At 73.8% G+C, this 22,930-nt stretch carries 24 protein-coding genes; 8 read left to right on the forward strand and 16 right to left on the reverse strand.

Annotated features, from left to right (window positions below; genetic code table 11):
• The first annotated feature begins 9 nt into the window (after positions 1-9).
• Both BLV05_RS32425 and srmL read left to right on the forward strand, forming a co-directional pair.
• Positions 10-462 (forward strand): SRPBCC family protein, encoded by a 453-nt coding sequence (locus tag BLV05_RS32425; protein WP_046771079.1) that lies wholly within the window; start codon positions 10-12, stop codon positions 460-462.
• 151 nt (positions 463-613) lie between these two features.
• On the forward strand, positions 614-1,756 hold the full coding sequence (gene srmL / locus BLV05_RS32430) for a PheS-related mystery ligase SrmL (protein WP_082155588.1): 1,143 nt from the start codon (positions 614-616) through the stop codon (positions 1,754-1,756).
• Positions 1,757-2,037: 281 nt separating this feature from the next.
• Here srmL and BLV05_RS32435 read toward each other — a convergent pair whose 3' ends face one another.
• Together BLV05_RS32435 and BLV05_RS32440 are read right to left on the reverse strand one after the other, a co-directional pair.
• Positions 2,038-4,245 (reverse strand): MMPL family transporter, encoded by a 2,208-nt coding sequence (locus BLV05_RS32435; protein ID WP_052762855.1) that lies wholly within the window; start codon positions 4,243-4,245, stop codon positions 2,038-2,040.
• 85 nt (positions 4,246-4,330) lie between these two features.
• The gene (locus BLV05_RS32440) at positions 4,331-4,903 is read right to left on the reverse strand and encodes a TetR/AcrR family transcriptional regulator (RefSeq protein ID WP_197683439.1); all 573 of its coding nucleotides are present in this window, start codon (positions 4,901-4,903) and stop codon (positions 4,331-4,333) included.
• 91 nt (positions 4,904-4,994) lie between these two features.
• Here BLV05_RS32440 and BLV05_RS32445 point away from each other — a divergent pair, with 91 nt between their 5' ends.
• Together BLV05_RS32445 and BLV05_RS32450 are read left to right on the forward strand one after the other, a co-directional pair.
• Positions 4,995-5,996, forward strand: a complete 1,002-nt coding sequence (locus BLV05_RS32445) for a hypothetical protein (protein ID WP_046771081.1) — start codon at positions 4,995-4,997, stop codon at positions 5,994-5,996.
• On the forward strand, positions 5,993-6,673 hold the full coding sequence (locus BLV05_RS32450; RefSeq protein WP_052762856.1) for a quinone oxidoreductase family protein: 681 nt from the start codon (positions 5,993-5,995) through the stop codon (positions 6,671-6,673). The genes BLV05_RS32445 and BLV05_RS32450 overlap by 4 nt, the downstream gene beginning before the upstream one ends.
• A gap of 2 nt (positions 6,674-6,675) precedes the next feature.
• Here BLV05_RS32450 and BLV05_RS32455 read toward each other — a convergent pair whose 3' ends face one another.
• A complete protein-coding gene (locus BLV05_RS32455) occupies positions 6,676-7,002 on the reverse strand; it encodes a YciI family protein (protein WP_046771082.1) in 327 nt (108 codons plus the stop codon).
• A 243-nt stretch (positions 7,003-7,245) separates the two neighbouring features.
• Here BLV05_RS32455 and BLV05_RS32460 point away from each other — a divergent pair, with 243 nt between their 5' ends.
• On the forward strand, positions 7,246-7,824 hold the full coding sequence (locus BLV05_RS32460) for a TetR/AcrR family transcriptional regulator (protein WP_046771083.1): 579 nt from the start codon (positions 7,246-7,248) through the stop codon (positions 7,822-7,824).
• The gene (locus BLV05_RS32465) at positions 7,821-8,135 is read left to right on the forward strand and encodes a hypothetical protein (protein ID WP_046771084.1); all 315 of its coding nucleotides are present in this window, start codon (positions 7,821-7,823) and stop codon (positions 8,133-8,135) included. Before BLV05_RS32460 ends, BLV05_RS32465 begins: the two co-directional genes overlap by 4 nt.
• Here BLV05_RS32465 and BLV05_RS32470 read toward each other — a convergent pair.
• From BLV05_RS32470 to BLV05_RS32480, 3 genes are read right to left on the reverse strand one after another with little or no spacing between them, the layout of a single operon-like run.
• Positions 8,125-8,928, reverse strand: coding sequence for an SAM hydrolase/SAM-dependent halogenase family protein (locus BLV05_RS32470; protein WP_046771085.1), 804 nt, complete (start codon positions 8,926-8,928; stop codon positions 8,125-8,127). The two genes, BLV05_RS32465 and BLV05_RS32470, sit on opposite strands and share 11 nt — an antisense overlap.
• Positions 8,925-9,941, reverse strand: a complete 1,017-nt coding sequence (locus BLV05_RS32475; protein WP_046771086.1) for a hemolysin family protein — start codon at positions 9,939-9,941, stop codon at positions 8,925-8,927. Before BLV05_RS32475 ends, BLV05_RS32470 begins: the two co-directional genes overlap by 4 nt.
• Positions 9,938-11,287: a hemolysin family protein gene (locus BLV05_RS32480; protein ID WP_046771087.1), complete on the reverse strand. Its 1,350-nt coding sequence runs from the start codon at positions 11,285-11,287 to the stop codon at positions 9,938-9,940. The genes BLV05_RS32475 and BLV05_RS32480 overlap by 4 nt, the downstream gene beginning before the upstream one ends.
• Positions 11,288-11,566: 279 nt before the next feature.
• On the opposite strand from BLV05_RS32480, the gene BLV05_RS32485 reads away from it, so the two are divergent.
• Positions 11,567-12,820, forward strand: a complete 1,254-nt coding sequence (locus tag BLV05_RS32485; RefSeq protein ID WP_052762857.1) for a phosphotransferase — start codon at positions 11,567-11,569, stop codon at positions 12,818-12,820.
• An 8-nt stretch (positions 12,821-12,828) separates the two neighbouring features.
• On the opposite strand, the gene BLV05_RS32490 is transcribed toward BLV05_RS32485, so the two are convergent.
• The 7 genes from BLV05_RS32490 to BLV05_RS32520 all read right to left on the reverse strand — a co-directional run bounded on the left by BLV05_RS32490 (position 12,829) and on the right by BLV05_RS32520 (position 19,573).
• A complete protein-coding gene (locus tag BLV05_RS32490) occupies positions 12,829-13,314 on the reverse strand; it encodes a hypothetical protein (protein WP_157524368.1) in 486 nt (161 codons plus the stop codon).
• A 47-nt stretch (positions 13,315-13,361) separates the two neighbouring features.
• Positions 13,362-14,063 (reverse strand): response regulator transcription factor, encoded by a 702-nt coding sequence (locus tag BLV05_RS32495; RefSeq protein ID WP_046771090.1) that lies wholly within the window; start codon positions 14,061-14,063, stop codon positions 13,362-13,364.
• Positions 14,064-15,497, reverse strand: a complete 1,434-nt coding sequence (locus tag BLV05_RS32500; protein WP_046771091.1) for a sensor histidine kinase — start codon at positions 15,495-15,497, stop codon at positions 14,064-14,066.
• 41 nt (positions 15,498-15,538) lie between these two features.
• Positions 15,539-15,982, reverse strand: coding sequence for a hypothetical protein (locus tag BLV05_RS37360; RefSeq protein ID WP_197683440.1), 444 nt, complete (start codon positions 15,980-15,982; stop codon positions 15,539-15,541).
• 128 nt (positions 15,983-16,110) lie between these two features.
• Positions 16,111-16,971, reverse strand: a complete 861-nt coding sequence (locus tag BLV05_RS32510) for a transglutaminase family protein (RefSeq protein ID WP_046771093.1) — start codon at positions 16,969-16,971, stop codon at positions 16,111-16,113.
• Complete coding sequence (locus BLV05_RS32515) at positions 16,968-17,906, reverse strand: alpha-E domain-containing protein (RefSeq protein ID WP_046771094.1); 939 nt, start codon at positions 17,904-17,906, stop codon at positions 16,968-16,970. Before BLV05_RS32515 ends, BLV05_RS32510 begins: the two co-directional genes overlap by 4 nt.
• Positions 17,900-19,573: a circularly permuted type 2 ATP-grasp protein gene (locus BLV05_RS32520; protein WP_046771095.1), complete on the reverse strand. Its 1,674-nt coding sequence runs from the start codon at positions 19,571-19,573 to the stop codon at positions 17,900-17,902. The genes BLV05_RS32515 and BLV05_RS32520 overlap by 7 nt, the downstream gene beginning before the upstream one ends.
• A 54-nt stretch (positions 19,574-19,627) precedes the next feature.
• Between BLV05_RS32520 and BLV05_RS32525 the strand changes: the two genes are divergently transcribed.
• Positions 19,628-20,398, forward strand: a complete 771-nt coding sequence (locus BLV05_RS32525; protein WP_046771096.1) for a CPBP family intramembrane glutamic endopeptidase — start codon at positions 19,628-19,630, stop codon at positions 20,396-20,398.
• A 1-nt stretch (position 20,399) separates the two neighbouring features.
• Here BLV05_RS32525 and BLV05_RS32530 read toward each other — a convergent pair whose 3' ends face one another.
• From BLV05_RS32530 to BLV05_RS32540, 3 genes are all read right to left on the reverse strand, one after another.
• A complete protein-coding gene (locus BLV05_RS32530) occupies positions 20,400-21,647 on the reverse strand; it encodes a Kelch repeat-containing protein (protein WP_160312788.1) in 1,248 nt (415 codons plus the stop codon).
• A 62-nt stretch (positions 21,648-21,709) separates the two neighbouring features.
• Positions 21,710-22,114, reverse strand: a complete 405-nt coding sequence (locus BLV05_RS32535) for a DUF3052 family protein (protein ID WP_046771098.1) — start codon at positions 22,112-22,114, stop codon at positions 21,710-21,712.
• On the reverse strand, positions 22,111-22,893 hold the full coding sequence (locus BLV05_RS32540) for a CPBP family intramembrane glutamic endopeptidase (RefSeq protein ID WP_197683442.1): 783 nt from the start codon (positions 22,891-22,893) through the stop codon (positions 22,111-22,113). Before BLV05_RS32540 ends, BLV05_RS32535 begins: the two co-directional genes overlap by 4 nt.
• Positions 22,894-22,930 lie beyond the last annotated feature (37 nt).

Consider the following 22,930-nt stretch of genomic DNA (forward strand, 5'->3'; position numbering starts at 1 on the left):
TGCGCAACCATGGTCGAGTCATCCACCCCTGATGCCGCCACCGCCGTCGTCTCGGTGGTGGTCGACGCCGACCCGGACGACGTGTTCCCGATGTTCACCGAGCCGCGTCGGCTCGCGGGCTGGTACTGGCCCCCGGCGTTCGCCGCGATCTACGAGGTCGACGCCCGAGCCGGCGGCCGGTTCACCTTCCGCACCACCGGCCTGTCCGCCGGGCACAACGTCGCCGTGCGCGGCCTGTTCGGCGAGATCCGGCGGCCCCGCCTGGTGACGTTCATCTGGTCGTGGGACGGCGACAACGCGCCCGCCAGCCGCGTGGCCGTCCGGCTGGCCCCGTCGGAGCAGGGCGGCACCGAGGTGGTCGTGACGCACAGCCACAACCCCACCGAGGAGCAGCGCGACGACCACCTCAAGGGCTGGCACGACAGCCTCTCGCGCCTGGCCGATCACCTCGCGATCGGCTAACCTGAATCACATGCCAGGTCAGCGCTGGTTTAGCGGCCCCCGGTCGGCGAACGTCCGCCGCCCGGAGGGTGCGCACGCCTGACCCCTCCGCGGACGACCGGCCGGGGGAGTTCTCATCCCGCTCCCCACGCCCTCCGCGAAAGGCCTGGTCATGTCCACTTCTCTCGTCGCCTCCGGCAGCCGTCCGCAGCCGCTGTCGCTGCCCGCCCTGGTCGACGCGCTCTCGCTGCGCGACCTCACCGATCCCGCGCAGGGCCCACACGCCCTGCAGCTCCTCGTCACCGACGCCGCGTCCGCGCTGGGTGAGCGGTGGGACGCCGACGTCCGGCTGCTCCGCTCGCGGCCGGTCGTCGCCGTCGAGGACAACTACGACCGCCTCGGGTACCAGCGCGACGCGGTCTCGCGCGACGTCCGCTACACCCGCTACGTCAGCGACACCACGATGCTGCGCAGCCACACGTCGGCCGGGGTGCCGCCGGCGCTGCGGGCGATGGCGGCCTCGGCCGCCGGGCCGCCGTCGCGGGACGTGCTGCTGGTGCTGCCGGGCATCTGCCACCGCCGCGACTCCATCGACCGGTTGCACACCGGCACGCCGCACCAGCTGGACCTCTGGCTGCTGCGCCACGGCGGCCGTCGCCTCGACCACGACGACCTGCAGCAGCTGGTGACGACCCTGGTCGACGCCGTCCTGCCCGGCTCGCACTGGCGCTGGACGGCGACGTCGCACCCGTACACCACCGGCGGCCGCGAGGTCGAGGCCATCCACAACGGTCACCCGGTCGAGATCGCCGAGTGCGGGCTCGCGGCGCCGGAGGTGCTGACCGCCGCCGGCCTGTCGCCGTCCGAGTGGTCCGGGCTGGCGCTGGGCATGGGGCTGGACCGCGCGCTGATGCTGCGCAAGGGCATCCCGGACATCCGGCTGCTCCGCTCGGCCGACCCGCGGGTGGCGGGGCAGCTGCTGGACCTGACGCCATACCAGCCGGTGTCGGCCCTGCCGCCGGCCCGCCGCGACCTCTCCGTCGCCGTCGCCGCGGGCTCCGACGCCGAGACCCTCGGCGACCGCGTCCGCGAGGCCCTCGGCCCCGACGCCGACCTCGTCGAGGAGGTCGCCGTCCTCTCGACGACGCCGTACGCGGACCTGCCGCCGGCGGCGCGGGAGCGGCTCGGGATCCGGCCGGGTCAGGTGAACGTCCTGCTCCGCCTGACCCTCCGCCCCGTCGACCGGACCCTGGCCAGCGAGGAGGTCAACGCCCTGCGCGACCGCGTCGCCGCCGCCCTGGCGGAGCGATCGTGATCGGGTAATGGGTTTGCCGAGTTGGGCGTCCCCCTGCTGGGGACGGGGAAGAACCGGGCACAGCCCGGACCATTTGCGCCGTTCGCCGGAATTCTCCTAGCCGGCCTCGACCCGGGCGACGACAGCGAGACCTCACCCGCCACCGGCACACCTCACCCGCCGTAGGACCGCACCCGGCACCGATCCAGCCGCCATCCGACGCTCACGCGAGTGAGGTACTCCGCACGCGAGTGAGGACCGTCGCCACACTCCCCCAACTCGGCAAATCCCCCGCAGAAACCTCACCTCGCCGAGGCGACCGGCTCGGTCAGCGCGGTGTCGTCCGCCGACTCGCGCAGGCCGAACCGGGCGTGGACGCGGCGCAGCCACGCCGGCGCCCACCAGGTCGCGCCGCCGAGCAGCCGCATCGTCGCCGGCAGTAGGGCCCCGCGGATGAGCGTCGCGTCGATGAGGACGGCCAGCGGCAGCCCGACGCCGAAGGCCTTCATCAGCGTGATGTCGGAGACGAGGAACGCGAGGAAGACGATCGAGATCAGCACGGCGGCCGCCGTCACGATGCGGCCGACCTTCTCCAGGCCGAGCGCGACTGCAGCCACCGGCGAGGCGCCGCGGTCGTACTCCTCGCGGATCCGCGACAGCATGAAGACCTGGTAGTCCATCGCCAGGCCGAACGCCAGCGCGAACAGCATCACCGGCACCGTCGAGATGGTCGTGCCGGTGACGGTGAAGTCGAACAGGCCGGACAGGTTGCCGTCCTGGAAGATCCAGACCATCGCGCCGAACGTCGCGGTCAGGCTGAGCGTGCTCAGCACCAGCGCGAGGAACGGCAGCAGGACGCTGCCGGTGAGCAGGAACAGCAGCACGACCATGGCCAGGCCGACCGCGCCGAGCGCCCACGGCAGCATGTCCAGCAGCGACTCGTCGGCGTCCTCGGCCACCGCGGCGACCCCGCCGACCAGCGTCTCGGCCGGGGCGTCGACGGCGCGGACGGCGCCGACCAGCTCGCGGGTCTGCTCGACGGTGCCGGGCTCGGGCACGACGGACAGGTAGACGGCGTCGCCGGCGGCGAACCGCTCGTGCAGCGGCGACGCCGGCGCCACCTGCGCGCCCTCGGCGTAGCTGCCGGTGACGGTGTCGACGCGGCCGACGTGGTCCAGCTGCGAGAGCCGCTCGGCGTACGCGCCCGGCTGGGCCAGCCCGGACGGCGCCACCACCTGCAGCGCGTCCTGCTCACCTGAAGGGAAGTCGGCCTGGATCGCCGCCGCGACCTGCCTGGCCTCGGACGACTCGGGCATCACCCGCTCGTCCAGGTAGCCCAGCTTCATGCCGAGGAACGGCGCGCCGAGCAGCAGCAGGACCGCCGTCACGACGGTCGCGATCGGCAGCGGTCGGCGCATCACGAACATCGCCAGCCGGTGCCAGAACCCGCCGGCCCCGTCCGCACCGTCCGGCCCGGACGAGCGCCGCCGCAGCCGCGGCGTCCCCACCCGCCTCCCCAGCACCGCGAACAGCGCCGGCAGCACCAACAGCGACGCGGCCGCGGCCAGCAGCGCCGTCAGCACACCCGCGTACCCGATCGACCGGATCGCCGGCAGCGGCACCAGGATCAGCGTGGCCAGCGCGATGCACACCGTCAGTGAGGCGAACACGATGGTCCGCCCGGCCGAGCCCAGCATGGCCCGGATCGCCTCCGGCACCGTGCGATCGCCGGCCAGCTCCTCCCGGTACCGGTTGACCATGAGCAGGCTGTAGTCGATCGCCAGGCCCAGCCCGGCCAGCGTCACGACGTTCGCCGCGAACACCGACAGGTCGGTCACCTCGGCCAGCGCCCACAGCAGCCCCATGCCCAGCAGCGACGTCGTCGCCGCGACGGCCAGCGGCAGCAGCGCCGCGACGAACCCGCCGAACACCAGGACCAGCGCGATCAGCGTCACGGGGAAGACGATCAGCTCGCCGGTGACGACGTCGCGCTCGCTCTGCTCGGTCAGCTCGTGCGAGAACGCCGCGTAGCCGCCCACCTCGACGTCGACCCCGTCGGCGACCTCACCGCCGTAGGTGTCGGCCAGCTCGCCGACCCGCTCGTTGGCGGCGGTCTCGTCGCCGGTGATGGTCGCGAGGACGAGCGCGCGTTCACCGTCCTCGCTGCGCAGCTGCGGCTGTCCGGAGGCCCAGTACGAGACGACGTCGCGCACGTCGTCCTCGGCCGCGAGCCCCTCGGTCAACCGGACCCCGGCCTCGGCCGCGGTCGCGCCGTCCACACCGCCGGGCGCCGTCACCAGCAGCGCCAGGTTGGGCGGCGACTGGCCGAACGTCTCCTCGAGCTGGTCGGCGGCCAGCCCGGACTCCGACCCCGGGTCGTCGAAGCCGCCGGCCGACAGCTTGCCGAACAGCGACGTGCTGGTCGCCCCGCCGAGCAGTGCGAGCAGCACCGCCACGACCAGCACCGCCCGCCGCCGGCGCGTCACGAACTCCGCCAATCTCCTCGCCATCGTGTCTCCACCTCAGGTGCGTCGCGTCAAAAGATCCGCACACGAGACACGCGCCGCCCGCGGGACGTGACAGGCGCGACGCGGATCACACTCCGACGAGCGGCAGGACGACGTCGTCGACGATCTCGACGATGGCGGCGTCGGTGATCTCGCCGTAGACCAGCAGCTCGCTGCGCATGAGGTCGGGCGCCAGTCGCAGCAGCCGGGGCGAGACGCGGGCGAGGTCGACCTCTCCGCGGCGTTCCGCCCGCTCCATGATGGCGACGACCGGGCCGCTGCGCTGCAGCTCGGCCAGCTGCTCGCGGACGAGCGCGGCCAGCTCGGGGTCGCGCGCGGTCTCGGCGAGCAGCCCCCAGAGCGCGTCGATGCTGCGGACCGACGCACCGGCGGCGATGGTGCGCAGCAGCGCGAGCAGGTCGCCGCGCAGGCTGCCGGTGTCGGGCACGTCCTCGGCCGTCGGCGCATGGTGCGCCATCGCGGCCAGCACCAGCGCCGCCCGGCCCGGCCAGCGCCGGTAGAGGACGGCCTTGCTGGTCCGGGCCCGCTCGGCGACGGCGCCCACGGTGAGCCCGGCGTACCCGGACTCGGCCAGCTCGGCCCAGACGGCGTCGACGATGGCCGCCTCGAGCGCCTCGCCGCGCCGGCGGGTCTCCGTCACCGCACCCTCCAAGAGACGTTGCGTTTCTTATCGCCTGTAGCTTACAGTCCAAGCATCATAAGATACGCACCGTTTCTTATCGGAGGACGAGATGCCCGAACCGACCCCTTCCCCGCCACCGCCCGGCTGGCGACAGCTCGCCGCGGTGGTCGCCGGCCTGACGGCGTTGCTGGTCGTGCTGCTGTCGGCGTTCGCGCTGCCGCCGCTGCACTCCGAGCCGCACGACGTCCCGGTGGCGGTCGCCGGAGCGCCCGGTGACGCCGCGGCCGTCACCGAGGTCGCCGCCGACCTGGACGCCCGCGGCTACGCCGTCACCGCGGCCGCCGACGCCGACGAGGCCCGCGCGCTGATCCTCGACCGCGAGGTCTACGGCGCGTTCGTGCTCGACGCGACCGGCCGCCCGGCCGAGCTGCTGGTCGCGAGCGCCGCCGGCAACGCCGTCGCGACCGGGCTCCGCGCCCTGGGCGCCGAGCTGGGCGCCGACGCCGTCACCGACGTCCGCCCGTTCCCGGCCGACGACCCCACCGGTGCTGGACTGTCCGCGGGCGCGCTGCCGCTGGCCCTCGGCGGCTGGATCGCGGCCATCGTGCTGCTCATGACCGTCCGGGGGGCGGCCCGGCAGGCGGCGGGCGCCGCCGGGTTCGCCGTCGTCGCCGGGCTGGCGCTGACCGCGCTGCTGCGGTTCGGGTTCGGCACCTTCGACGGCGCTTACTGGGCGACGGCGGCCGCGGCGGCGCTGGGCATCTCGGCGACCGCGTGGGCGATCCTCGGGCTGCGGACGGCGATCGGCAACGCCGGACTGGCGGTCGGCGCCGTGGCGCTGATCCTGCTCGGCAACCCGCTGTCCGGGCTGGCCAGCGCGCCGGAGCTGTTGCCGGCCGGCTGGGGGACGCTCGGCCAGCTGCTGCCGCCGGGCGCGACCGGGAGCCTGCTGCGCTCGGTCGCGTACTTCGACGGCGCCGGCGCGGCCGGGCCGCTGCTGGTGCTGGCCTGCTGGCTGGCCGGCGGGGTCGCGCTCTTCGCGCTGGGTGTCCGGCGGGCGCAGCGTGCGGCCGCGGCCGCGGCGGCACCGTCGTCGGAGGTGGCGGCGTGATCCCGGCGACGATGCGCGCGGCCCGGCACCATCGCTACGGCGACCCGGACGTGCTGCGGGTCGACACCGTCGACGTGCCGCGGCCGGGCCCGCGGGAGGTGCTGATCCGGGTACACGGCGCGAGTGTGAACCCGAGCGACGCACTGTTCCGGTCCGGCCGGCTGCGGGTCGGGCCGGGCGACCGGGTGCTGATCGTCGGCGCGTCCGGCGGGGTCGGCTCGGCGGCGGTACAGCTGGGGGTGGCGATGGGCGCGGCGGTCACGGCGGTGGCCGGGCCGGGCAACGCCGGCCTCTGCCGCGAGCTGGGCGCTTCCGACGTCCTGGACCACAGCGCGCCTCTGCCACGCGCGGACCTCGCCTTCGACGCCGTCGCCGACCTGCACGGCGCGCAGGCCCGCGACTACCGGCGGCTGCTGGCCCGCGGCGGCCGGATGGCCACGACGGCGACCCGGGCGGTCCCGTTCGCCCTCGCGTCGGCACTGCTGCCGGGGCCGCAGATCCGCGTGGTGCAGGTCAAGGCGCGCCGCGCCGACCTCGTCGAACTGACCCGGTACGCCGACGACGGCGCGCTGCGCCCCGTCGTCCACCGTCGCTACCCGCTGGACGAGATCGCCGCCGCCCATCGCGCCGTCGAGACCGGGCACGCCCGCGGCAAGCGGGTGATCGAGGTGGCGTGACGTCACATCTCCAGGCCGCCGCGGCCCAGGACCGGGCGCACCTCGACCCGGCCGGCCGCGGCCTCCGGCGTCCGCGCGGCGTGCCGGATCGCGCAGTCCAGGGTCTCGCACTCGACCAGGTAGAACGCGGCCGGCTGCACACCGGCGCCCGGCAGCGGCCCGTCGACCACCGTGCCGGCGTCCACCCGCTTCGTCTGCGACGGGTCGGCCAGCGTCTCGGCCACGATCAGCTCGCCGCCGACGGCCAGGTCGCTGGTCAGCGCCGCATGCGCCTCGTGGCAGGGCTCGCCCGTGGGCTGGTCGCGGTAGATGAGGATCAGGTACTTCATCGGCTCGCCTCCAGTGCTCTCACCGGTACGTCGGAGCCGCCGCCCCGGATTCGACATCGCGGCCGTGGGCAACCTGGTCGGCGCTCTTTGCAATGAGCACCTATACGCACCGGTGCGTATAGGTGCTCATTGCAAAAGCGGCCAGCCGACCTCCCGACCTGCCCCGACACGCCGCCGCTTGCGCAGCCGCCGCGCCGCCATCTAATATGTACGAAACCGTTTCGTTCACTTAGAGGCCCGCCGATGACACCGCCAAGGGGAGAGCAGCGCGAGGACGCCGTCCTGCGGGCGGCGCTGGAGCTGCTGGCCGAGATCGGCTACGGGTCGCTCACCATGGACGCCGTCGCGGCCCGTGCCAAGGCGTCCAAGGCGACCATCTATCGGCGTTGGTCGGGCAAGGCGGAGCTGGTGATCGCCGCGATCGAGCGGCACACCGCCACCGCCGACCAGCCGGCGCCCGACACCGGCACGTTGCGGGGTGAACTGCTCGCGCTGCTGACGTCGATGCGCGACCGGCTGACCGGCGAGAGCGCCGCGCTGGTGCTCGGCCTGCTGACCGCGATGCGCGACGACCCCGCGCTGGCGGCGGCGGTCCGGGCCCGGCTGATCGGCGTGAAGCGCGACGCGTTCGCACCGGCGCTGCGCCGCGCGGCCGAGCGCGGCGAGATCACGACCACCCCCGACCACGAGCTGATCGCCGAGGTCGCCTCGGCGCTGCTGTTCTCCCGGCTGTTCGTCACCGGCGAGCCGCTCGACGACGCGTTCCTCGACCGGCTGGCCGACGCCGTCATCCTTCCCCTGGTCCATGGAGCGACGACATGATCCTCACCGTCCTGCTCGCGTTCGTCGCGGGCTTCTTCGCCGGCAACGGCCTGCCGTACTACGTCGAGGGCAGCACCGGCCGCACCACCAACCCCAGCCCCTTCGGCGACGGCGCGGTCGTCAACGTCGTCGTCGGGTGGGGCGGCCTGGTGATCGCCGGGCTCGCCTGGTACTTCGCCGACGTCGCCGAACACCCCTGGCCGGGCTGGACGGCCGCCGCGCTGGGCGTGCTCGCCGTCGGGCTCATCCACACCCGCACCTGGCGCGGCGACGTGTGGGGCCGGCGCCGCCCGTGGAACGCTACGAGCTGATCGTCACGCGGTCGCCGGGCCGCAGCCCGAGCTCCGCCGCCGCGCTGCCCCGGTTGACCGCCAGCGCGAGCCGTCCGGCGGAGTCGACCAGCAGCACCGGATCGCCCTCGGGCACCGCCGCGTACGACGCCGCCAGCGGCAGGTACGACGACCGCTCGCCGACGGTGACCCGCAGCCGCGCGTGCTCGTCCAGGTCCGCCGCGGTCAGCTCGGCGGCGCCGGCCGCCAGCGCGACGTTGCCGAACCGGTCGACGACGTGCACCTCGGCCTCGATGGTCTCGGGGCGGACCCGCAGCCACGGATCCGGCAGCCGGACCAGCGTCGCGACGTCCACCGGCGGGCCGAGCACCGACAGGTCGGCGCCCGCGGCCAGGTGCGCGGCGGCCGGCGCGAACACGTCGCGCCCGTCGAACGTCGTCGCGCCGGTGTCCAGCCGGAACTCCGGCGCCGTCAGCTCCACCGCCCGGGCCGCGCCGCCGGCCGCGTCGGCCGCCCACGGCAGCAGCCCGTTGTCGGGCCCGACCAGCACGTGCTCACCGGCGACGACGGCGACTGCGCGGCGCTGCGTGCCCACCTCGGGATCGACGACGGCCAGCAGCACCGACGGCGGCAGGTACGGCAGCGTGTCGGCCAGGACGACGGCGCCGTGCCGGACGTCCTGTGCTGGGACTTCATGGGTCACGTCGATGACCCGGGCCGCCGGCGCGATGCGGGCGATCACGCCGTGGCAGGCGGCGACGTAGCCGTCGGCCAGCCCGTAGTCGGTCAGGAACGCGACCCACGCAGCCGTCATCGGTTCACTAGCACCGCCGTCACGACGTCGTCCATGGCCACCAGCCCCGCCTCGGCGCCGCCGGCGTCGACGACGATGCCCAGCTGCGACCGCGCGCCGCGCAGCACGTCGGCGGCCTGGGCGAGGTCGGCGCCGTCCGGGATGAGCGGGACGGGCAGGGCGGCGGCGCCCGCGGTCCACGGCGTGCCGGCGGCCCGGGCGGTCAGCGCGCCGCGCACGTGCACGGCGCCGACCACCGTCCCGGCGTCGTCGCGGACCACGAGCCGGGTGTGTCCGCTGCCCCGTCCGACGTCGATGACGTCCTGCGGCCCGGCCGCCGCCGGGACCCACTCGATCCGCTTCGCCGGCACCATGACCGTCCCTACCAGCTGCTCCGGCGCGATCAGCGCGCGGGTGAGCAGGCCGTAGTCGTCGGCGCCGATCAGCCCGAGGCGATTGGACTCGCGCACCAGCTGGTGCAGCTGCTCGCGGTTGCGCATCGTGACGATCTCGTCCCGCGGCGTCACCCGGACCAGCCGCAGCAGCAGGTTCGAGGCGCCGTTGAGCAGCACCAGCAGCCAGCGGACTCCGAACGCGTACGCCCTGAACAGCGGCGCCAGGATCATCGCCGACTGCTCCGGATGCGCGATGGCCCACGACTTCGGTGCCATCTCACCGATCACGACGTGCAGGAACGTCACTCCGGTCAGCGCGATGACCAGCGCGAGGACGTCGGCGGTGCCGTCAGGCATGCCGACGGCATGCAGCGGCCGCTCGAGGATGTGGTGGAAGGCCGGCTCGGACACCATGCCCAGGCCGACCACGACCATCGTGATGCCGAGCTGGGCGCCGGCGAGCATGAGCGACAGCTCGCGGATGCCGGACAGCGCCGCCTTGGCGCCGCGCCGGCCGGCGGCGACCGCCCGCTCGATGCGGTGCCGCCGGGCGGCGACCAGCGCGAACTCGGCTGCGACGAAGAACGCGCTGGCGATCAGCAGACCGGCGGTGACGAGGATCGCGATGACCGGGCTCACTGGGTGGCCTCCGTGTTCCCGTCGGTGCGCACGAGGCCGAGGCGGTGCAGCCGCACCAGCTCCGGCACGTGCCGCGCGACCGTCACGACCTCGATCTCGACCAGGTCGCGGCCGTCGACCTCGGTGCCGACGATCAGCCGGTCGCCGGGCTCGGCGAACCGGCCGAGCTCGGCGACGATGAGGCCGGCGACGGTGTCGTAGTCGTCGGATTCGTGCAGCGGCAGGCCGGTCTGCGCGGCCGCCTCGTCGACCCGCAGCCCGGCGTCGAGCTGCCACCAGTCGCCGTCGCGGGTCACCGGGACGGCCTGCTGGTCGGTCTCGTCGGTGATGTCGCCGAACAGCTCCTCGGAGACGTCCTCGAGCGTGACGATGCCGGCCAGGCCGCCGTACTCGTCGACGACGCAGGCGAACTCGTCGCCGGCGTCCTGCATGCGCTCGACCAGCGCCGGCAGCGGCAGGCTGTCGGGGACCACCAGCGGCTGGCGGGCGATGTCACCGACCAGCGTGGTGTCGACGTCGCCGGGCGCGACGTACATCAGCTCGCGCACGCCGACGACGCCGACGACCTCGTCGGTCTCCTCGCCCCGGACCGGGTAGTTCGAGTGCCCGTGGGTGGCGACCAGTTCGACGACGGCGGCCGCCGTGGCATCGACCCGCACGCTGCGCACGTCCGGCCGCGGCACCATGGCCTCGCCTGCGGTGTGCTCGGAGAAATAGAGCGCGCGGCCGAGGATGCCCGACAGCTGCGACGACAGCGAGCCGCCCGCCTCGGACTCGCCGATGACGTGGCCCAGCTCCTCCAGCGTGGCGCCGTGGTGCAGCTCCTCGACCGGCTCGATGCCGACCTTGCGCAGCAGCCACGCGGCGGAGTTGTCGAACAGCCGCACCACCGGGCCGCTGACGGCCAGGTAGACGTGCGTCGACGGCGCCAGCAGCTTGGCCAGCCGCTCCGGCGTGGCCAGCGCGAGGTTCTTCGGGAACAGCTCGCCGAGCACCATCTGGATGATCGTCGCGACGGCGAACCCGACGGCGACGGAGACGCCCGGCACGGCGCTGTCAGGCAGCCCGACGGACTCCAGCAGCGGCCGCACGACCTGCGCGAACGCCGGCTCGGCGATGAGACCGACGATGAGGCCGGTGACGGTGATGCCGACCTGCGCGGCCGACAGCATGAACGACAGGTGCTCCATGACCCGGATCGCCGACCCGGCCCGCTTGTCGCCGGCGTCGCGCTGGCGGGCGAGCTCGACCCGGTCGGCCGAGACGTAGGCGAACTCCTGGGCGACGAAGTAAGCGGTCCCGAACGTCAGGACGAAGACCGCGAGAATCGCTACCGCGGCGGTCATCGGCCGGCTCCCGGCCCGGCGTCACGGTGGCGTGCGGAACGTATGCGACTTGAAGCGTCCGTCGACACGGCGGACACAGCTCCCTTCGAGAGGGGGCGCGCTCGATGAACGGGCCCCCGATGCGATGTGACTGAGCCAGCTTACCGGCGGGTCCGGACGGATGCGCGGCGGCGGCGCCGCGGGTTTCGCCGGCGGTTCGTCCGTCCCGGCCACGGCGGATGAGAGCCGTCTCATCGTCGGCTCACCACGGGCTCATGAACGGCGGTCACGCTGGCCGGCGTGCCCGGACCGCCCCCCGACCCAGGCCTCGAGCTGCTGACCGGCCCGTCCGTCCCCGACATCCTCGACGCCGCGCTGACGCCGGCTCGCGGGACGCTGCTCGGCTGGTCCCTGCGCGACGTCGACCACCGTCCCGGCGACCGCACGACCGCGTCGTACGTCGCGCGTGTGGCCTGGCCCGACGGCGAGCGGGAGGAGACGCTGGCGGCCTCGGTGTCCGTGACGCGCCCGCCCGACGGGCCGTTCGTCACCGACGGCGACCGGTTCGTCCAGGTGTGGCGCTTCCCGTTCGACCCCGAGCTGCCGGGGCTCGCGGCCGCCTGCTTCCCGTCGTCCGTCGGCGATCTGCTGCGCGGGCTCGGCCTTCCGCCTGACGGCGTCGAGCTGCGGGTCGTCTCCTACCGCCCGCGCAAGCGCGCCGTCGTCGAGGTCGTCACCGAGCGGCACCGCCTGTTCGTCAAGGTCCTGCGCCCGCGCCAGGTCCGCGACGTCGACAGCCGGCACCGCGTGCTGACGGCGGCCGGCGTCCCGGTGCCGCAGAGCCTCGGCTGGAGCGACGACGGGATCATCGTGCTGGCGCCGCTGCGCGGGACGCCACTGCGGGTCGCCCTGGAGTCGGGCACGACGGCGCTGCGCGACCCGGGTGAGCTGGTCGCGCTGCTGGACCGGCTGCCTGCCGAGGTCGCCGGCCTGCCGCGGCGGGAGCCGTGGTCGGCGCACGCGGAGCACTTCGCCGGCGTGATCGCCGCCGCCGCGCCGTCGGTGGGGCCGCGGGTGCGGGCGCTGGCCGAGGCGGTGTCGTCCAGGCTGGCGCCGTACGACGGCGAGCCTGACGGGGAGGGCGTCGTGCCGACGCACGGCGACTTCTACGACGCCCAGCTGTTCGTCGAGCACGGCGTGGTCAGCGGACTGCTCGACATCGACACCATCGGCCCCGGCCGCCGCGCCGACGACCTCGGCTGCCTGCTCGCCCACCTCTCCGTCCTCGCGACCGGCCCGTTCGCCGCGGCCGCCGGCGCCCGTTCCGCCCTGACCGAATGGCTGCCCGTGCTGTCGCGGCGGGTGGACCCGGTGGAGCTCCGGCTGCGCGCCGCCGGCGTGACGTTGTCGCTGGCCACCGGCCCTTACCGGGCCCAGGACCCGGACTGGCCCCAGTCCACCGCCGACCGCGTCGACCTCGCTCAGCGCTGGCTCGACACGGCCGCTGCTGGGGCTTCGGGTGGGGCTGAGAACGCTCTCATGCGGCTCTCCTGACCGGTTCATCACCGACCGCGAGTCTTGGTGATGTCAGGACACGACGCCGGAGATCTTCCGGCGTCCCGGTTACAGGAGGAAACGATGAAGCTCCAGAAGAAGACGTGGCTCGCGGTCGGGACGATGGCGGCGCTGGGCATCGGCGCCGGCACCGCCGTGGCCGCTCCCAGGCTCAACGGGGCACAGCCGCCGGCCGCCGGGATCACCGACGCACCGTCGGACTCCTCCGCACCGGCCCCCTCGTCCGCGTCGACCGGCGCCTCCGCCAACAGCGCCAACTCCGCCAGCTCGCCGGCCGCTCCCGCGTCGGCCAGCTCGGCCAACAGCCCGGCCGGCCCCGCCTCCGCGGCGACCGCCGCCAGCCCCGCCAGCCCCGCGAGCCCGGCGTCGGCGAACAGCGCCTCGTCCGCCGGCTGACCCAGCCACCTCTCCTCCCACCGAGACCGGCGGGCGTCCCCTCCCCCAGGGACGCCCGCCGGTCTCACCACGTCCACGCACCCACCCACTCAAGTTGAGTGGGTGGGTGCGTGGCGGGGGTTCGTCAGAGGGCGGGCGGCGGCGGGGGGCCGTCCTCCTCGGAGTCGGGGCTGATGAGGCGGTAGCCGATCCCACGCACCGTCATGAACCGCTCGCTACCCAACTTGCGCCGCAGGTACCGCACGTACACGTCGACGACGTTGGAGCCGGGGTCGAAGTCGTAGCCCCAGACGCGGCTCAGCAGCTGTTCACGGCTGAGCACCTGGCCGGGGTGCCGCAAGAACGTCTCGGCCAGCGAGAACTCGCGGGCCGACAGCTCCACCGTCCGCCCGTCCACCGTGGCGCGGCGGGTGCGCAGGTCCAGCGACAGGCCGCCGTGGTGCAGCACCATCGCCTCGGGGGCGCGGTCCTCGCGCAGCCGCAGCCGGATCCGGGCCAGCAGCTCCTCGAACCGGAACGGCTTGGCCATGTAGTCGTCGGCGCCGCCTTCGAGGCCGGCGACGGTGTCGGTGATGGAGTCGCGGGCGGTGAGGATGATCACCGGCAGCTCGTTGCGAGCCTCGCGCAGCTGCCGCAGCACCGAGAACCCATCGATGATCGGCAGCCCGATGTCGAGGATGACGAGGTCGAAGCCGCCGGTCATCGCGTAGTCGAAGGCGCCGCGGCCGTCGGCGACGACGGTGGGCGTCATGCCGGCGGCGCGCAGCCCCTTCTCGATGAACGCCGCGATGCGGGGTTCGTCCTCAGCGATCAGGATCCTGCTCATCTACGCTTCCTCCTCCACGAGGTCGTCAGCCGCCGCGGTGCCGGCCGGGGGCAGCGCGATCGTGAAGATCGCGCCGTCGCCCGGGCTGCTGTCGACGGTGACGGTGCCGCGATGCGCCTCGGCGATCGCACGGACGATGGCCAGCCCCAGCCCGGAGCCGTCGACGCCGCGGCCGACGTCGGCGCGGGCGAACCGGTCGAAGATGCGCTCCAGGTCGTCGGCGGCGATGCCGGCGCCGGTGTCGCGGACCCAGAGCCGCACCTCGTCGCCGGTGAGCTGGCTCCCGACGGCGATGACGTCGCCCGGCGCGGTGAACTTCACCGCGTTCGAGATCAGCTGCAGCAGCGCCTGGGTGATCCGCTGCGGGTCCAGCAGCACGGTCGCCGACACCCGCGCATCGACCCGCCAGTTCCGGTCGGCGAGGGCGCGGGCCTTGTCGAGGACCTCGTCGACGAGCCGGTCCAGCTCGACGGGGCGGGGGTGGACGAAGTCGGGCCGCTTGGCCTTGGCCAGCATGACGAGGTCGTCGACCATGCCGCGCATGCGGTCCAGCTCGTCGAGCACGAGGGCGCGGACCTCCTCGACGTCGGCGGGGTCGGCGGAGTCCATCAGCTCCAGGTGCCCGCGGATGATCGTGATCGGCGTGCGCAGCTCGTGGCCGGCGTCGTCGAGGGCGTCGCGCTGACCGGCGAAGGCGACCTCCAGCCGGTCGAGCATGTCGTTGAACGTCCGCGCGAGCGCGGAGATGTCGTCGGTGCCGGTGACGGGGATGCGGCCGGACAGGTCGGTGTCGCTGATCTGCTGGGTGGTGTCGCGCAGCAGCCGGATCGGCCGCAGCAGCCGACCGGCGACCAGCCAGCCGACGGCGCCGACCATGGCCAGCGACGCCACGGCGACGATCGCGAAGGTCTGGTACGCGTCGACGACCTCGGCCTGCTCCAGCTCGCGGGCGTACGCGATGACGTAGAGCCCCTGCGCGTCGTCGTCGGGCACAGTGACCGGCACGGTGACGTACCGCAGCTGCCCGAGGGTCTCGGTCTCGACCGACCGCGGCCGTACCCGAGTGGTGCCGCCCTGCTCGGAGACCAGCTCGACGAACTCCTCGTCGTCCTCCAGCCGGACGTCGACGGCGGTGGCCGCCTCCCAGGCGATCTCGCCGTCGACCAGGGCGAGCAGCCCCTCGTCGCGGTCGGGCACGTTGCGCGTGAGGACCACCTCGAGGAAGCGGTCGACGGTGGTCCAGTCACCGCCGGTGTCGGGATCGATCCCGTTGGCGGCGAACTCGCGCAGTTCCTCGACCTCCTGGGCGAGGTTGTCGTCGATGCGCGCGTCGACCCGCTCACGCTGGACGAGGAACGACGTCACGCCGGCCACCAGCATGCCGATCGCCGCGACTCCCAGGACGGCGGCCAGCACGCGGGTGCGTACGGCCACCCGTACGCGCACTCCGCCGGCCGCATCGTCACGACCCTGGCTCAGTCGTCATCATCCCCGTCGTCACCGCCGGCGTCGTCATCGTCGCCGCCGCCGCCGTCATCGTCGTCGCCGTCATCGTCACCGGGGTCGGGACGCACCGGCGGGGCCGGGTCGACGGGCTGCCCGCCGCCTCCGCCGCCACCTCCGCCGTCGCCCGAGGTGGGCGGGTCCGGCGTGGGTGTGGGAGTCGGCGTCGGTGTCGGGGTCGGCGTGGGGGTAGGGGTCGGCGTGGGCGTCGGCGTACGGGTGGACGACGGCCCCCGCGTCGGGTCGTCGTCGCCGGAACCGCCGTCGGCGCCGGTACTGGTACTGGACGGCCCGACCTCGACGGGCTCGCCGAAGTCGTCACCGGTCGACGGCGCCGCGAGGAGGGCGCCGACGCCGAAGATCCCGGCGGCCACGACCGCCAGCGCGGTGATGGTGAGGGTGGCCGCGGACTTCATGCTCAGCATGGTCGGCATCTCGGACGAGAGAACGGTGAGACGCCGATGAGAGGTTTCTCATCCGCCGCGAGTCCCGCCCCCGCCGGCACTGCGTGCTTCATCTCCGGGAGTCTGCCACCGACGCGGCGTCAGCGCAGCCGCGTCACCTCGACCGTTACACCGAGGGCCTGGCTGTCGCCGCCGTGGTAGATGCCGCGCAGCGGGGTCACGTCGTCGTAGTCGCGGCCTCGGGCGACCACCACGTGCCCCGGCCCGGGGACCGAGTCGTTGGTCGGGTCGTACGCCCGCCACCCACCCGCCCACCACTCCACCCACGCGTGGCTCTCGCCGGTGATCGTCTCGCCGACCGCCGCGTCCGACCGCGGATGCAGGTACCCGGACACGTACCGCGCCGGCACCCCGGCCGACCGCAGCAGCGCGATCGTCACATGCGCGAAGTCCTGGCAGACGCCGCGGCCCTCGGCCAGCGCCTCGACGGCGTTGGTGTGCACGCTGGTGGACCCGGTGACGTAGGCGAGCCGGGCGTGCGTCCAGCCGGCGGCCAGCCGCGCGCCGTCGTCGGGCGTCGCCGCGTCACGCACCTGTGACGCGACCGCCAGCAGCTCGTCGTCCGGCATGGTGCGCAGCGTCTGGGTGAGGTATTCGCCCAGCTCGTCGACGGTGTCCGGGTCGGCGAGCACCGGCCACGGCTCGCCGGCCTCGGGCTCCGGCGCCGGCGCGGTCTCCACGACGCAGCTCGCCGTCACCGTCAGCTCGGAGTGCGCGGCGTGCACGTCGAACGCCGTCACGACCGAGCCGAAGAAGTCGACGTAGCGGTACAGCGACGCAGCCGGGCTGACCTCGACCGTCGCGTCGAGCACCCGCTGGTGCGGGTCGCTGCGCGGCGTCACCCGCGCCTCGTTGTACGACGAGACCACCGGGGCGGCGTACCGGTACCCGGTGTGGTGCTTCACCGACAGCAGCCAGCCGCCCGCGGGACTCGTCGTCACAGCGCCTCCTCGGCCCAGCGGACCAGCAGCGACTTGCCGAAGTAGCGGCTGGTGACCTCGTCGGACGTGCGCGACGTGAGCCGCAGCAGCGACTCGATGAGGCTGGGGAGGTCGTCCAGCAACTCCGCCGACGAGCGGAACTCCAGCGCCAGCCGCATCCGGCCGAGCGCGCGCCGGGCGCCGTCGGCCACGCCGAGGCGGTCGTCCAGGCCGGGGTCCAGCTCACGCAGCAGCGTCTCGGCAGTGGCCAGCGAGAACGCGACCGACCGCGGCGACAGCTGGTCGCGCAGCAGGAACTCCGCGACGTTCGCCGGCGACACCGCGCCCTGGTAGACGCGGACGAACGTGTCGTGGCCGCCGACGCTGCGCAGCAGCCCGGCCAGCACCGACGCCCGCCCCTCGGCCAGCGCTGGGGTCGACAGCATGCGGGCGGCCATGTCGATGCGCTCCAGCGCCACCCCGAGCGACAGGAACCGCCAGCCGTCGTCGCGGACCATCGTCGTGGAGATCAGCCCGGTGGTCATCGCGGTGCGCTCGCGGACGTAGTGGCAGAACACCTGCGGCCCGAGCACGGCGGCGGCCATGCGGCGTTCGGCCAGGCCGTGCCAGGTGACGTTGAGCGCCTCCCACAGCTCGCTGGAGAGGATCTCGCGGGCGCCGCGGGCGTTCTCGCGGGCCGCCGTCAGCGCCGCGGTGATGGACGCCGGCGACTCCTGGTCGAACGCGAGCAGCCCGACGACCGACGACGGCATCACCGGGCCGTCGCCGGGGTCGACGCCCATCGCCGCGAGCAGGGTGCGCAGCTGCCGCTCCTGATCGGTGCCAGGCTCGTCCTGGATGCGGGTCAGGTGGACGTCGAGCACGCGGGCCTTCGCGTCGGCCCGCTCGAGGTAGCGGCCGATCCAGTACAGCGACTCCGCGATGCGGCTCAGCACGGGTTCGTCCTCCCCTGCTGCTGTTGCTGCTGCTGTTGCTGCTGCTCACGCGGCGGTTCGGACGGGCCGATGTCGGGCGGGACGGCGAGCGGGCGCCGTCCGTCCACATGATCGCCCAGGCCGGGCGCGCCGGCGCCGGCGGGCAGGTCGGCCTCGGGCTCGGTGAGGTCGGATCCGGCCAGGACGGCGCTGCTCTCGCCCCCGGCGGCCGGCCCGGCCGGCTCCTCGGGCCGGGCCGGCGACGCCAGCACCCAGGTGTCCTTCGAGCCGCCGCCCTGACTGGAGTTGACGATCAGGCTGCCCTCGGGGAGCGCGACCCGGGTCAGGCCGCCGGGCAGCACCCACACCTCGCGGCCGTCGTTGACGGCGAACGGGCGCAGGTCGACGTGGCGGGGCGCGAGCTGGTCGCCGATCAGCGTCGGCACCGTCGACAGCCGGACCGGCCGCTGCGCCACGTAGCCGCGCGGGTTCGCCTCGACCGCCCCGCGCAGGGTCGCCAGTTCCGCGTCCGTCGCCTGCGGCCCGATGACGATCCCCTTGCCGCCGGACCCGTCGACCGGCTTGAGCACGAGGTCGCCGAGGTTCGACAGCACTTGGGCGATGTTCTCGGCCGTGTCCAGCCGCCAGGTCTCGACGTTGCGCAGCACCGGCTCCTCACTGAGGTAGTACCGGATGAGGTCGGGCACGTAGGTGTAGATGAGCTTGTCGTCGGCGACCCCGTTGCCGACCGCGTTGGCCAGCGTGACGTTGCCCGCCCGGGCCGCGTTGAGCAGCCCGGGGCTGCCGACCATGGAGTCGGCTCGGAACTGCACTGGGTCGAGGTACTCGTCGTCGACCCGCCGGTAGATGACGTCGACCCGCTGGTGCCCGCGGGTGGTGCGGATGCGCACCTCGTTGCCGACGACGGACAGGTCGCGACCCTCGACCAGCTGCACGCCCATCTGCCGGGCCAGCAGCGTGTGCTCGGAGTAGGCGGCGTTGTAGACACCGGGCGTCAGCACGACGATGGTCGGGTCCTCGACGCCGGGCGGGGCGGCCGCGCGCAGCGCCGCCAGCAGCCGGGCCGGGTAGCCGGCGACCGGGCGCACCAGGTGCCCGGCGAACAGCTCCGGCAGCACCCGGGCCAGCGCGCGCCGGTTCTCGACGACGTACGAGACACCCGACGGCGTGCGCAGGTTGTCCTCGAGGACGCGGAACTCGCCGGTCTCGTCGCGCACGAGGTCGACGCCCGAGACGTGCACCCGCACCCCGTTCGGCGGCCGGATCCCGAACGCCTGCCGGTGGAAGTGCTGCGACGACACCACCATCTGCCGCGGCACCACGCCGTCGCGGAACACCAGCCCCGACCCGTACACGTCGTCGAGGAACGCCTCCAGCGCGCGGACCCGCTGCGCGACGCCGCGCTCGACCACGTCCCACTCGTCGGCGGTGATGATGCGCGGCACGATGTCCAGCGGGAACGGCCGCTCGACGCCCTCGTGGTCGAAGGTGATGCCCTGGTCGCGGAAGACCGTGCCGAGGAACGCGGCCAGGCTCGACAGCACCTCGGGGCCGGCCGCTGTCAGCGCCTCGTGCTGGCCGCCGTACGTGGGCCGGGGCGCGCCCTCGGGCGTGTAGACCTCGTCCCATGCCGCTCCGAATCGATATCCGGCCAGCATGTCGGTCATACCTGCGCAGCGTAGGACCGAGTTGTTACGCGGACAAGACATTAGAGTTCGATCATGACAGCGGAATCGGGCCGCAGCCTGCCCGTCTGGGGCTTCCTGATCATCGTGATCGTGTACCTGGCGATCATCCAGGGCGGCGGCCTGCTCGCCGCCGAGCTCGCCGGCATCGACTCCGACGAGGCCTTCACCACGGCGTCGAACGTCATGGTCACCATGTGGATCCCGCTGGGTGCCGCGCTGGTCTTCACCTACGCGGTCGTCGGCGTGCTGCGCTGGTGGCGGCCGGTCCTGACCGACGACCGGCCGGTCCGGCGCTGGTTGTGGGCGGTGCCGATCGTGCTGCTGGCCGCCGTCGCGCTGGCCGTCGACTACGCCGACCTGGCCGACAAGAGCGTCGGCTTCGTCCTCGCCCTGCTGGTGGCCACGCAAATGGTCGGCTGGGGCGAGGAGGGCATGTTCCGCGGTCTCGGCGTGACGACGCTGCGGCGGCGTGGCCTGCGCGAAGGGCAGGTGGCGCTGTGGTCCAGCCTGATCTTCGGCGCCGTGCACCTGTCCAACGTCATCGGCCGCGGTCTGAGCGCCATCGGGCAGGCGCTGGTCGTCGCGTTCGCCGGCTACTTCTTCTACTTGATCCGGCGGGTGTCCGGCGGCAACGTCCTCAACTCCGTCCTGCACGGCCTGTTCGACTTCGCGCTGCTGTCGGGGACGGCGATCCTGGTCGACCAGGAGGCCTACCCCGGCAGCCTCGCCGCCATCGCCGCCTACGTCGTGCTGGCGGTGCTGCTGCTGGTCCGCCGCCGGCGGATCGAGCCGGTGCGGGCCTGAGTCACGACGCTACGTTCCAGATCCAGCCGTCGGCGATCAGCTCGCCGTCGGCGACCGGCTCGCCGCCGGCGGCCGGCTCGCCGCCGGCCATCGTGTCGCGCGGCCAGGCGGAGCCGCCCCACAGCAGCACCACGCCGCCCTCGGCGGTGTCGGCGAACGCGGCCGACTGGCCCTGCAGGTGCTCGTCGACCGGAAGCTCGGGCACCCGGCCCCAGGTCAGCGTCGGGACGTCGAGCACCCAGGCGCCGGAGACGATCGTCCGCTCGCCGCTGAGATCGCCCAGGGGGATCATGAACCCGTCGAGCGGGTCGCGATGGGCACGCTCGGGCAGCGTCGACCAGGTGCCGGTGGCTGGATCGAGGAGGCCGCCGTACGGGATGTCGCGGCCCCAGTTGTTCGTCTCGCCGCCGTCGGACGACTCCTCCAGGGCACTGACCAGCATGGTGCCGACGCGGCGGAAACCGTACCCGCTGACGAGGTCGCCGTCGGGCAGCTCCGTCCACCTGCCCGTCGCGAGGTCCAGCGTCGCCGCGTGGACGACCGGCGGGTCGAGGCCTGGATTCGGGACCAGGTCGCTGGCCAGCAGCACCGCGCCGTCGCCGAAGCCGACGAGCCGGCGGTCGTACGACGGGCCGAGCGGGTCGACCGGCAGCTCGGACCAGGTGTCGGTGGCCGGGTCGTGGACGAGGTCGGCCGGCAGCGGGTCGAGCGGCTCCAACGACCCGCCAGTGTAGTCCTCGTGCGAGCCGCGGTAGGCGACGACGCGATCGCTGACCGCCGTCAGGGACACCCACTCGGAGCCGGGCGGCGGCGTGAGCTCGGCCCAGCCGTCCGCGGCCGCGTCGTAGGACTGGAACGTCCTGGTGGTCGTGCCCTCCTGGTTGAAGATCGTGGTCAGCACGTAGACGGTGTCGCCCACCACTACCGACGTGTCGACACCCCCGCCGACCGGTGCCGGCGCCGTCGCGATAGGCGTCCACTCGTCGGTCGCCGGATCGTAGGCGGCGCCGTCGCGCAACGGCGCCGGCGGTGCGACACAGTCGGCGTTCGGCGGGCACGGCGGTCCGTCGCTGCCGCCGATGACCAGGATCCGCTCGCCGACGGCGACCGCCAGCGGCGCCTCGCGGGGCGTCAGCGGCGAATCCGCGACCGGCCGCCACTCGCCGGCCGGCTCGTCGCCGCCGCCAGACGAGCCGCCCGTACCGGGACCAGCCGCCGTCTCACCACACCCCACCGCCAGCAGAACCATGCCCGCGGCGACCGCCCACCCTGCCCGTGGCGCCTTCATGCAGGTTGGACGCGGTGACGGCGTCAGCGGTTCTCCTTGCGGATCACCAGCTTCAGGCCCGACCACACCGCGTCGATCGCGCACACCTTCACATCGACCAGGCCGCGTGGCAGCGCGACGTCGCGGACGACGTTCTCCGTCATGTCCGTCGGCACCTGGCTGGCCCGTTTCGGCCAAGCGACCCAGACGGCGCCGTCTCGCTCGATGCGGGCCTCGTGGGCGGGCAGCTCCCGCTCCAGCGTGGCGCGGTCAGGCGTGAACGCGACGACGACGTCGTACGGGCCGGCCCCCGCGCGGTGGTCGAGGTCGACGCCGTCGGGGAGGTCGGCCAGCGCGAACCCGTCCGGCGCGCCGTCGAGAAGGACGCGGTGCCCCGCCTTGATGCCGAGCTTGCGCACCAGCGGCGCGCCCGAGTACCCCGTCGTCACGGCAGCCCGAGCTCGTCGGCGAACAGGTCGTAGCCGACGAACGAGACGATGTCGAGGATCGAGTGCGCGACGACCAGCGGCATCACCCGGCCGGTGCGATGGTAGAAGTACGCGAACACGACGCCCATCAGCATGTTGCCGATGGCCATGCCGTAGCCCTGATACAGGTGGTACGAGCCGCGCAACACCGCGCTAGTCGCGATGATCGCCGGCAGCTCCCAGCCCAGCTGCCGCAGCCGCGTCATCAGGAACCCGACGACGATGACCTCCTCGACCACGGCGTTCTGCAGCGCCGACAGCACCAGCACCGGCACCGTCCACCAGTAGGCGTTCAGCGTGCTCGCCTGGATCGACACGTTCAGGTCCAGCGCGTGCCCGAGGAAGTAGATGCCCAGCCCCGGCAGCCCGATGACCGCCGACAGCCCCGCGCCGAACAGCAGGTCGCGGCGCGGCTGGGCGAGGTCGAACCCGATCCGTTTGATCGCCGACCGTCCCGGCCCGGACAGCAGATACAGTGCCAGCGCGACCGGCACCAGCGCGAACCCGATGGACAGCACCTGGTAGGTGAGGTCGAGGTACTCGCGGGTGCTCTGCGACGCGTTCAGCGTGGCGGTCTGGTCGCTCAGCCGCTCCGGCCGGGTCAGCCGGGCGATGAGGCTGACGACGGCGTAGACGGCCGACTGCCCCAGCGACAGCCCGAGCACGATCCAGATCTCCGCGCTCAGCCGCCGCCGCGACGTCGTCTCCGTCCCGGCCGCGGGCAGGTCCTGGGTCACCACCGTTCGAGCGTAGCGGCGTTCCCTGAGGGACGGCTTA

The sequence above is a fragment of the Jiangella alkaliphila genome (assembly GCF_900105925.1).
GTDB classification, from domain to species: domain Bacteria; phylum Actinomycetota; class Actinomycetes; order Jiangellales; family Jiangellaceae; genus Jiangella; species Jiangella alkaliphila.